The sequence below is a fragment of the Runella sp. genome, from assembly GCF_027484545.1.
Lineage (GTDB): Bacteria > Bacteroidota > Bacteroidia > Cytophagales > Spirosomataceae > Runella.
On sequence record NZ_JAIXST010000104.1, the window covers coordinates 1 to 10,290 of the forward strand.

The window sequence follows — 10,290 nt, forward strand, 5'->3', positions numbered from 1 at the left end:
TGGCCGTTGTTCAAAGCAAAATTGAATACAATTGGCCCTTCAAAAAAACGGCGCTGGCGTTGCTTGCTTCCATCATTCCTTTCGGTACATTTTGGGCCGATGCGAAGTTGTTTCGGGAAGATTAATGGCTGACAGTTTTTCCGTCAGCACAAAAAATCCCTTCAAAAATCAATTTGAAGGGATTTTCTATTTATCTGTCTGTGAGCTGCTTACACTCAACTGTAAACTGCATACTATAAACTGTAAACTAAGAATTATAATCCAAAAGCGATTTTAACCGCGTCTACGTAGTCCAGTTTTTCCCACGTAAAGAGTTCAACCGTTTTTTCGGCACGTTGGCCAGCGTTTTCAAATACTTTAGTAACTATTTTTGATTCACGACCCATGTGACCATACGCCGCTGTTTCTGAATAGATAGGATTACGCAGTTTCAAACGTTGCTCAATCGCGTAAGGACGCATGTCGAATACACCTTCTACAATGGTCGCAATTTCGCCATCGCTCAATTTCTTTCCGTTTGCACCTTTTACTTTAGAAGTTCCGTAAGTATTGATGTACAATCCACAAGGTTTAGCTACCCCAATTGCGTACGAAATTTGAACCAAAATTTCGTCACAAACACCCGCTGCTACCAAGTTTTTGGCAATGTGGCGAGTGGCATACGCAGCCGAACGGTCTACTTTTGAAGGATCTTTTCCGGAGAAAGCACCACCACCGTGAGCACCTTTTCCACCGTAAGTATCTACGATGATTTTACGGCCTGTTAAGCCGGTGTCTCCGTGCGGACCACCAATCACAAATTTTCCGGTTGGGTTGATATGATACGTAATTTGTCCGTCAAACAGTTTACGCAACGAAGGCTTCAATTTAGCTTTCACGCGCGGAATTACGTACGTAGTGATATCTTTACGAATTTGGGCCAACATCACTTCGTCTTCTGCAAAATCATCGTGCTGCGTTGAAACAACGATAGTATCAATCCGAATGGGCTTATTGGTGTCAGAATACTCAATCGTAACCTGCGATTTAGCATCGGGACGAAGGTACTTAATGCGTTTATTTTCGCGACGAACGGCCGCTAACTCTTCCAAAATCTTGTGCGACAAATCCAGCGCCAATGGCATGTAGTTGTCGGTTTCGCGGGTTGCGTAACCAAACATCATTCCTTGGTCACCGGCTCCCTGAGCGTTTGCTTTACTTTCAAAATCATCGGCCGTTTTACGGTCAACCCCTTGATTGATGTCCGCAGATTGGTCGTGAATGGCCGAAAGTACCCCGCATGACTTGGCTTCAAACATGTATTCCGCTTTGGTATAACCGATTTTGGCGATTACATCCCGCGCAATTTGCTGAACGTCCAAATACGTCTTCGTGTTTACTTCACCCGCCAACACCACCTGACCCGTAGTCACGAGGGTTTCACAAGCTACTTTTGATGTGGGGTCAAACGCCATGAAATGATCAATAAGGGCGTCCGAGATTTGGTCGGCGACTTTGTCGGGATGGCCTTCCGATACAGACTCTGAAGTGAATAGATACGGCATTATACTATTTGTGATTTACGAAGTATGATTTACGAATTTGTCAAGATTGAATTTAAGGCAGCAAATTTAGGTTATTTTTAGAGATAAAGAAAAAAGAGCGAAATTTGTAACTCCTTATTGGAGTTAGTTATCGGTTTATGGTTATTAGTTAACCGTTGTCCGTACAACTTTTTCGGCTAAAACTGATATTCTGATAACCGATACACAGATAACTGTTTATTAAGAGAAACAATGGTAAAAATTGAAAACATAGAACTCGGCGAATTTCCTTTGTTGTTGGCCCCCATGGAGGATGTCTCTGACCCACCCTTTCGGGCCGTGTGCAAAGAAGGCGGAGCCGATTTAATGTACACCGAATTTGTATCGTCCGAAGGGTTGATTCGCGATGCCGCCAAAAGTTTGCAAAAACTCGATATTTTTGAATACGAACGTCCCATCGGAATTCAACTTTTCGGAAGCGATATCGAAACCATGGGCGAATGTTCCAGCATTGCCACACGAGTAAGTCCTGATTTGATTGATATTAATTACGGTTGCCCCGTTAAGCAGGTTGCCTGCCGTGGAGCGGGGGCCGCATTGCTTCAGGATATTCCCAAAATGGTCAAAATGACCGAAGCTGTTGTAAAATCAACGCATTTGCCCGTAACGGTCAAAACCCGTCTCGGCTGGGATGATTCTACCAAAAACATACAGGAAGTAGCCGAACGCCTGCAAGACATTGGTATCAAAGCACTTACCGTTCACGGACGCACACGCGTACAGATGTACAAAGGCGATGCTGATTGGACTTTAATTGGTAGAATCAAAGAAAATTCACGCATCAACATTCCCATTTTCGGAAACGGCGACATTGACAGTCCCGAAAAAGCGCTTGAGTATCGTAATCGTTTTGGAGTAGACGGCATCATGATTGGCCGCGCCAGCATTGGATATCCGTGGATTTTTAATGAAATCAAGCATTTTATGAGTACCGGCGAGCACCTTGCGCCGCCTACGACAGCCGAACGGGTACGTGTTTGCCGTAAACATTTGGATTTCTCTATTCGCTGGAAAGGCGAACGCACTGGTATCGTAGAAATGCGCCGTCATTATGCGTCTTATTTCAAAGGCTTGGACAATTTCAAACCTTTCCGAATGCGATTGGTAGAAACCATGTCTTATCAGGAAATCAACGACATTTTGGAAGAAGTTTCAGACGTGTATTCGTTGGAAACCGTGTAATTTTCTACGTCTCTCTTCGTTATCTGCAAAATTAGTACTCCGCTAATTTTGCAGATAACCTCTCTTAAAATGACTTCCAAAATCGGCTTCTTCTTGGGGATATTCCTTTTTACTACCCTTTCTTTTGCCCAAAAGAAAAAGGTAACGCAGGGCATCAACGGTAAAGTGCTGTGGAAAGCAGGCAATCTAATGCCCGGTCCGGGTGTCAAACCTTCCAAAGGTTCGCCCGTGGTGCGCGAAATTTACATTTACGAACTCACTTCCAGTAAACAAACCGAAGCGGCCGAAGAAGGCGGGTTTTACCGAAAAATCAATTCAAAGTTGGTCAAAAAAGTAAAATCCGATAAGAAAGGACTGTTTTCGGTGTTGCTGCCTCCGGGTTATTATTCACTTTTTACCAAAGAAGAAAAAGGCTTCTACGCCAATCTGTTCGATGATGCCATGAACATCAATCCCGTACAGGTTCGCAAAGGAAAATGGGATACATTTGAATTTGTGATTGACTACGCCGCCGTTTATTGACCCAAGGCATACACCGCAAACGACGCCAGCCAATGTTCCCCTCCATAGCCTCCATTGGCAATTTGCGGTAACGTAGTATTGATAAAGCTCTGTGCACTTTTGAGTAGTTGAGCGCGACGCGGGTCGGTTTTGGGCAATACTTGAGCAATTCCTTTCATACACCATGCCCGGCTCAGCGAAAGTCCGTCTAAGTGGACAATCTGCATATCGTTACGGTCGCTGACAATGGGCAACTGCATCACATTTTTTAGTCCTGCCGCGGGCATAAACCCGTTAAACCACTTCAAAAAAGCCGCAGGAATCATAATACGACGCATCAAATCGGCCACTTCCAAACTCGGTGACAGAAAATCCGACCCGTCGGGCTCCTGAATGGCCGGCACATTGGTATTTTTCAAATAAAAGTAGTTTGCCTTTTCAATAATTTGGGCTTCAAACGTCGTGTTTTTGACGGTTCGAGCGTAATCAAGCGCAAAAACCAACCCAAAGGCGGTATTTGGGTGTACACCCGTGCGATTCGGGTAGGTTTGCTTAGGCAAAAAATTCGTCCAAAGAGTTAGAATTTGTTGGGTAAGAGGGCGCAGATTTAGATGCCATTGACGGCCCTGCGGGTCGTCCCAGGTGTACAATTCTTCGTCCAATTTGAGTATCCAAGCCCAACCATACGTGCGCTCAAAGGTCTTTGACAACGTATATTTGGTAAAATAATCCGCTTCAATTTTCATGTTTGCAGCCTGAAAACTATCATCCAAAATCTGACGAATCTGGGCTTCTTCGGGCAGGTTTTTAAAGGTTTTGAGCAATTTGACCAGCATCCAATGCCCGTGAACGGACGAGTGCCAATCCAAACAGCCGTAAAAGGAAGGATGCAGTTCTTTGGGGGTCAATTTAGCATCCGGCTCCGCTTCAATGGCGTGACCCGTTTTATTGGGATACTCGGTATGAATACAATGAAGAGGCAATTTTGCCAAAAACGACGCACCCGCCAGCGTCAGACGCAGTTGGTCGTTTTGAGTAGTCAGGTAAGGATTTTGGGCAAAAATTGCCACTGCAGGAAATAACAGGAATAAAATTAAATATCTCATTGATTGTCAATGTATTAACTTTTCACTTTCTACTTTTAACTTTTAATATCGTATAAAACGCCCACGAACTTACTAATTTTAACCGTTTTTAACTTTGTCTATGGCTTTTTTTCCTCCTTCCTTCCAAAAGCGTATTGTCTTTGCCTTGTGCGTATGGCCCTTGGTCATCTATATCGTGTTTTTTGAGAACATTGCACTCAATGTCAATTACGTAGCGTATGACGACATTCACGTATTGCAAATCATTGAGCAATGGCAACAATCGGTTAGTTGGCGCGAGAAATTGGACTGGCTGACGGTAGGCTTTCCCGAACACCGTATCGTTTTCACTCGTTTGGCAGTGCTCCTCTCCTATTGGACAACGGGCTTTGTGAATCTGAAAACCTTAATGATTCTCAGCAACGTGCTGTGGGTGGCGCAATTGGTTTTTTTATTCGGAGTGTTTAAAAAATTGCATTTTGCTGTTTCTTCTGCATCTCGCCCTTTGCCCCTTGCCCCTTCTTCCCTTGCTTACTTCATTCCCATTTGTTGGATATTGCTGTGCGTTCATTCGTTTGAAAATATTTTTTGGGGAACCAGTTCTTTAGGGAATTTCGGTTTGTTGTTTTTTGTCATGGCAGCGGGCTATTTCTATACCCAAACTGGTAAATTTGGATTGATTTGGGCACTTATTTTCTCCCTTTTTGCCACATTTACCTACGGCAACGGCCTGCTTACTTTCCTCATTGGCGGTTTTGTTTTAGCCCTTTCCCGTCGTTGGCGCGATTTAGGTGCAACAGTTGCTTTTTTCATCTTTACCATGGTGCTGTATTCACTTACCCGCGCCCACGCCTCCCCGAGTGGCTTGGATTTAACGAATCCTCAAAATTATGGTTTAGCGCTGAGTTGTTTTTTTGCATTCATCGGTTCCTCCGCCAATTTCAACGTGTACGCCCCTTCTTCGCTGTCAATATGGTTATCAGTAGCTTGGGGAGCACTGCTTTTTGGGGGAATTGTAGGACTGTTAATGAAAAATATAAAACTCAAACGGTTCAAACTTGAATTAAATCAATTACAACTATTTGCCTTATTTTTATTTCTATTTGTCTGTTTATCAGCTCTGGGGGTAGTTTTTAAACGCGCAGAAGGCGACGGACTTATCGGAATGTTCAAGGGTCGCTATCGAATGTACCCTACTTGGTTGCTCATTGTCGGTTATTTACTGATGCTGAATTGGGGAAAATGGCTGCGTTTCCGATGGTTTTTACCTTCAGCAATTGGCGTAAGTATGCTATTCAATTTGCTCATACTCTATTACGCTATAGTTCCCGCTGTCAATAACCGACGCATGGCCGTCGCCCAAGAATTCAATTCCATGTATAACCCTGATTTATTGGGACTTAAAATGTTTGACTTAACAGGAGAAGATTTTTTACGACTTCAAAAACTGTATCAACCTAATCTGTTTTTCAAAGATCAAGAAAAGCATCCTGAGCCTTTACAAAGAAAAAAGGTTTTCCAGTTAGACTCCGTTTATTTTGTCGAAAACAATTTATACATCAATTATCAAAAAGACTTCATTCGCCCTACCAAGGATTTTAATGACGGTGCTTACGTCGTCCTTCAATCACTTCAACATACGTACATGGGTGCCGGAATACAGCAGGCATTACCGTTAAAAACGTTTATTAGAAGAGGTTGGTACTGGGACAAAGGTTTTACGGCAACGTTCAATCGGGCGTCAGTAGCGAAAGGCAACTATGGCCTATATATTTTACTGCGCCAAGATGGTGTAAATCAATTTCTTGATACGCAGCGAAGAGTAACGTTCTAAAAAATATATAAAGTTGACAATCAATCCTCTATTAAAAGCTGCTTAGCAGCGAAATATTTCGGGGCCGCCCGTGCGGTAGAAAGTAGAAAGTCGTTATAACTCGCTGCAAAGGTACAGAGTACCGCGATATTCTTATTTCGGTGCGCTGCACCTTTGCATTTTTCCTGTTATTTTTTGCTACAAATAGCGCGGTGCTCTGCACCTATTCTGTTGCCGATGTCTGTGGGAAGGCGGAAAATCCCCATAATTTTAGTCAAACCCTGAACTGTCAACTATCACCTATCGAAGCTAAAAATGTTGCGCTTTCAAGCAGGTTTTTAATGGGGTAATAAGCACTTTTATCAGGAGTGGCTTTCATATTTACCAAGGGTTCGCCGTGACGGCTGAGCACTCCTACCCACTCCCCTTCCAATGAATGATCAGGAAAATGCTGCCCTATATAATCATTGACTCGTAACCAATGCTTCAGTAAAGTACGGTCCTGCAAGACTTGATACGCTCGCAATAGTGCCGTACAGGCTTCCAACTGCACCCAAGCATATTTGTAGGAAGCTTCCGGCTCAACAGTTGGCAGGCTTTTTACGTCCAACCAAAAAAAATAACCACCGTAGGCTTCATCCCAAGTGGTTTCGGCCAAATAAGCAACGTGTTGCGCCAATTGGCGACGTACTTGGCGTTTGTTTAATTCTTTTGTTAAATCATAAAAAGCGTTGAATGCTTCAAAAACTCGCCCTGCGTGAATTTGTCGCCCGCGCATACAATCGGAATAACCGCCTTCCGAAAATACATTTTCGAGCAAAATATTGGCTCGCGGTTCCCAAAAATGCTTCGTTAATTCGTGTAGTAGTGCCTCGCCTTTTTCCTTAAATGCTTTTTCACCCAATACATTCTTAGCCGCAATCAGCGCTTTTGCCATCGCGCTCAATTCCCCCAAATTCTTGAGATGCCTTCCCGAAAGTACATCTTCCGCACGTTTTTGAAGGCGTTTTTCACGACGTCGAAATGCCTTTACCAGCGTTTTTTTTGCAGCATCGGCATACGCTTCTTCTTGGGTCAGTTCGTACAAAAGACTCCAAGCGGCGACGCTTGTCACTTCCGGGCAGCTATCCACTGCTTCTAAGACACCTCTCCCTGTAGAATCAACAATTTTCCACCAATTTTCCTTTGCGTCAGCCGCGTGAAGAAGTAAAAAATCAGCCCCTTGACAAGCAAATTCCAAATAGTCCGGCCGAGGTTCAAATTGGTATAATTTGGCAAATGCCCAAGATTGCAAAGCGTGCCACTCCACCCATTTATCAGTTGTAATTACTACTCCCTTCGCTGAAAGTACGCAGAAATAACCCCCATTGCCGGCGTCTAAACCAAATTCCACCCAAAACGGCACAATGCGTTGGAGCAGGTCTTGACGGTATTGTTGGGCGTACGCAAGTAAATTCATACGGCAAAAATAGATTTTTTTTTACCTTTGTTGTGCAAACTAATACTATTGCCTCTGCAACTGCTTTCTTCTTTCCTAATGCCTGATAGGGTGGCGTAACGGTTCTCAGCCGTTATTGAGTCCTTTGCGGATTGTTCTGCAAAGGAGATAGTTTTTGTTTTACGTCCAAACTAACACTTTCAAATGTATTATTTAGAATCAAATCGTTTGCAGTTAATTCCGCTCAATACCCAACAACTGCAACTCCACGCCTCTGATTATGAGGCACTTCAACAATCTTTGGGACTCATTCCCCGTCCTATGTTGATGGAAGAATACTTTCGAAATGAATTTGACGATGCCCTTATCAATTACTGGCTTCCTGAAACCGCGGCCAACGCCTCCAATTATAAATGGTTTACCAATTGGCTCATTGTTCACAAATCGGACAATTGCGTAGCGGGAGGAATTGGGGTAGCCGGTATGCCCAATGACCAAGGAGAAACGGAGATTGGCTACGGCATCGACCAAGACTACCGTCGACAGGGAATGGCAACTGAAGCGTTAGAGTCATTGGTCAATTGGGTCTTCCAACATTCTTTTTCCAAGGCGATTATTGCTCATACACTTATTGATGCTTCAAATTCACAACGCGTACTGGAGCGGGCAGGTTTTGAGCGAATCAGCGAGGAAAATGGGTTGATTTTATGGCGAAAAATGAAGTCAAATTAGGTATCACTTTCAAAAAGCAGTACGTTTGCTAAAAAAAAGCACAATGAAAATAGCACCCAATCAAGTCGTAGCATTGGCCTATGAACTTAGTATAATGAATGACACCGACGGATGGCAAATGGTGGAAAACGTCGGCGAAGCTGAGCCTATGTATTTTATTCAGGGCATGAGCGGTTTGCCCGATAGTTTTGAAGATAAAATGGATGGCTTAGCGGTAGGCGACAGTTTTGATTTTAAAATCTCACCCGAAGAAGGATACGGAGACTACGACGTAGAAGCCGTTGCAGAACTTCCCCTTGATATATTCAAGGTGGATGGCGAATTTCAGGAAGATTTACTTCAGATTGGCAATATGATTCCGATGACCAACGAAGAAGGTCACCGTTTGGTAGGTCAGGTGGTAGAACTGAACGAAGAATACGTACTCATGGACTTCAACCATCCTCTGGCAGGTCGTGAGATGCACTTCAAAGGTCACGTCATTGACGTACGCCCCGCTACTGCTGAAGAACTGGAGCACGGCCACGTACACGGTCATGGCGGAGTAGAACATTAGAAATGTCGAAGTTAGAGTGCAGAATGTCGAGTAAAAATAATTCGACACTCTGCACCGCGGCGGACCGCTCTAACTTCGACACTCATTTCGATACTTAAACACTCGGTTCCTGCTGGCTTAGGCAGTGAAAACTTCCCAATCCCCACACGATTTCGGTCGAATCAATTCCTACTACTTTGCGATCAGTAAAACACTGACTCAGAATATCCAAAGCCCGTTGGTCATTGTCACAACGGAAAGTCGGTACAATGACCGCTGCGTTGCTGATGTAGAAATTGGCGTAAGACGCCGGCAGTCGTACCTCTTCACTGTACAAAGGCGTAGGCATGGGCAACTCCACGATGTTGAGTTGTTTGCCATTCAAAAGCCGCATTTGCTTCAATTCATGCAGATTTTCCTGTAAAATTTCGTAGTTATCGTCCGACTTATTTTCTTCAATAATAGTCACGACAGTATCCTCATCCACAAACCGAACGGTGTCATCAATGTGCCCGTCGGTATCGTCGCCAACGATGCCGTCGCCTACCCAAAGTACTTGTTCAACCCCGTAATAATCGCACAAATACTGCTCAATCTGTCCTTGATTCAGGTGTGGATTACGATTTTCGTTCAACAAACACGCTCGACTTGTCATGACCGTTCCTTTCCCGTTAAACTCCACCGAGCCACCTTCCATAATAATACCTGGTGTGATATATTCCAACCCTAAATAATGCGCAATAGCGACGGGAATAAGGTCGTCGTGGTTGAAGGGAGGATATTTTCCGCCCCACGCATTGTACCCCCAATTCAGAACTAAACGCTCTTTCGTTTCGGGATTAATCACAATTCCCGGCCCGTGATCGCGGCACCATGAATCGTTGGTGGCGTGCAAAGGCAACTCAATTTGATTCATGTCCACGCCTGCACCGAGCAGATGAAGTTTGATGGTTTGCTGAACTAATTCATTATGGGAATTAATACAAACCTTCTCCCCTTCACTAATAGTCTTGATAAATTCAATATAAGCAGGCAACATTTTCGGCTGACGTTCGTACGTCCAAGAAGCCTCAGTGTGCGGAAAACTCAGCCAGGTAGCGCGGTGTGGGTGCCATTCGGCAGGAAAAAAATAGCCTCTTTGTTTGGGCGTCGGTTGATTTGACATATTATAAAAAAGTACGACTTATTTATCTATTGAAGCGGCGTAACGCTTAGTTGTTGCTTTCTATTTTTAAGGCTGCAAAAATAGATTGTTTTTAGGGTGTTTGGCACTGTTTTTAGTACTTATTTGTTGTTTATAAGTGCAGGATTCAAGTTACAAATGCAACTTCTTGATGGTTAGTTAATTGATTAAAAATTTGATTTGGTGTTTGAAAATCATGTCTTTTTCTTGGCCTGTTATTAAGTTCATTCTCTACAAA

At 43.7% G+C, this 10,290-nt stretch carries 10 protein-coding genes; 6 read left to right on the top strand and 4 right to left on the bottom strand.

The features are described 5' to 3' along the window. On the top strand, positions 1-125 hold a 125-nt coding region (locus tag Q0081_RS09325), incomplete at its 5' end, for a DUF3817 domain-containing protein (protein WP_298351885.1). 129 nt (positions 126-254) lie between these two features. Here Q0081_RS09325 and metK read toward each other — a convergent pair. Next, positions 255-1,544 carry a methionine adenosyltransferase gene (metK, locus tag Q0081_RS09330; protein ID WP_298351860.1) on the bottom strand — a complete coding sequence of 430 codons (1,290 nt, stop codon included), beginning with the start codon at positions 1,542-1,544 and terminating at the stop codon, positions 255-257. A 231-nt stretch (positions 1,545-1,775) separates the two neighbouring features. On the opposite strand from metK, the gene dusB reads away from it, so the two are divergent. Then, complete coding sequence (gene dusB, locus Q0081_RS09335) at positions 1,776-2,765, top strand: tRNA dihydrouridine synthase DusB (RefSeq protein ID WP_298351863.1); 990 nt, start codon at positions 1,776-1,778, stop codon at positions 2,763-2,765. A 69-nt stretch (positions 2,766-2,834) separates the two neighbouring features. Further along, on the top strand, positions 2,835-3,287 hold the full coding sequence (locus Q0081_RS09340; RefSeq protein WP_298351866.1) for a carboxypeptidase regulatory-like domain-containing protein: 453 nt from the start codon (positions 2,835-2,837) through the stop codon (positions 3,285-3,287). Here the strand turns inward: Q0081_RS09340 and Q0081_RS09345 are convergent. Next, on the bottom strand, positions 3,281-4,372 hold the full coding sequence (locus Q0081_RS09345) for a DUF2891 domain-containing protein (RefSeq protein ID WP_298351868.1): 1,092 nt from the start codon (positions 4,370-4,372) through the stop codon (positions 3,281-3,283). The genes Q0081_RS09340 and Q0081_RS09345 overlap by 7 nt on opposite strands. Before the next feature lie 100 nt (positions 4,373-4,472). Between Q0081_RS09345 and Q0081_RS09350 the strand changes: the two genes are divergently transcribed. Then, positions 4,473-6,185 (top strand): hypothetical protein, encoded by a 1,713-nt coding sequence (locus tag Q0081_RS09350; RefSeq protein ID WP_298351871.1) that lies wholly within the window; start codon positions 4,473-4,475, stop codon positions 6,183-6,185. A gap of 268 nt (positions 6,186-6,453) precedes the next feature. On the opposite strand, the gene Q0081_RS09355 is transcribed toward Q0081_RS09350, so the two are convergent. Then, positions 6,454-7,623, bottom strand: a complete 1,170-nt coding sequence (locus Q0081_RS09355) for an AGE family epimerase/isomerase (RefSeq protein ID WP_298351873.1) — start codon at positions 7,621-7,623, stop codon at positions 6,454-6,456. Between the two features lie 183 nt (positions 7,624-7,806). Between Q0081_RS09355 and Q0081_RS09360 the strand changes: the two genes are divergently transcribed. Next, positions 7,807-8,334: a GNAT family N-acetyltransferase gene (locus Q0081_RS09360; protein WP_298351875.1), complete on the top strand. Its 528-nt coding sequence runs from the start codon at positions 7,807-7,809 to the stop codon at positions 8,332-8,334. A 43-nt stretch (positions 8,335-8,377) separates the two neighbouring features. Next, positions 8,378-8,890, top strand: a complete 513-nt coding sequence (locus Q0081_RS09365) for a peptidylprolyl isomerase (RefSeq protein ID WP_298351879.1) — start codon at positions 8,378-8,380, stop codon at positions 8,888-8,890. Between the two features lie 94 nt (positions 8,891-8,984). Here Q0081_RS09365 and Q0081_RS09370 read toward each other — a convergent pair whose 3' ends face one another. Continuing rightward, entirely contained in the window at positions 8,985-10,034 is a 1,050-nt protein-coding gene (locus Q0081_RS09370; RefSeq protein ID WP_298351882.1) for an agmatine/peptidylarginine deiminase, read from the bottom strand. Positions 10,035-10,290: the final 256 nt, after the last annotated feature.

Coding starts and splice junctions, on each gene's coding strand:
- metK (WP_298351860.1), bottom strand. CDS start 1,544: ATGCCGTATCTATTCACTTCAGAGTCTGTATCGGAAGGCCATCCCGAC.
- dusB (WP_298351863.1), top strand. CDS start 1,776: ATGGTAAAAATTGAAAACATAGAACTCGGCGAATTTCCTTTGTTGTTG.
- Q0081_RS09340 (WP_298351866.1), top strand. CDS start 2,835: ATGACTTCCAAAATCGGCTTCTTCTTGGGGATATTCCTTTTTACTACC.
- Q0081_RS09345 (WP_298351868.1), bottom strand. CDS start 4,372: ATGAGATATTTAATTTTATTCCTGTTATTTCCTGCAGTGGCAATTTTT.
- Q0081_RS09350 (WP_298351871.1), top strand. CDS start 4,473: ATGGCTTTTTTTCCTCCTTCCTTCCAAAAGCGTATTGTCTTTGCCTTG.
- Q0081_RS09355 (WP_298351873.1), bottom strand. CDS start 7,623: ATGAATTTACTTGCGTACGCCCAACAATACCGTCAAGACCTGCTCCAA.
- Q0081_RS09360 (WP_298351875.1), top strand. CDS start 7,807: ATGTATTATTTAGAATCAAATCGTTTGCAGTTAATTCCGCTCAATACC.
- Q0081_RS09365 (WP_298351879.1), top strand. CDS start 8,378: ATGAAAATAGCACCCAATCAAGTCGTAGCATTGGCCTATGAACTTAGT.
- Q0081_RS09370 (WP_298351882.1), bottom strand. CDS start 10,034: ATGTCAAATCAACCGACGCCCAAACAAAGAGGCTATTTTTTTCCTGCC.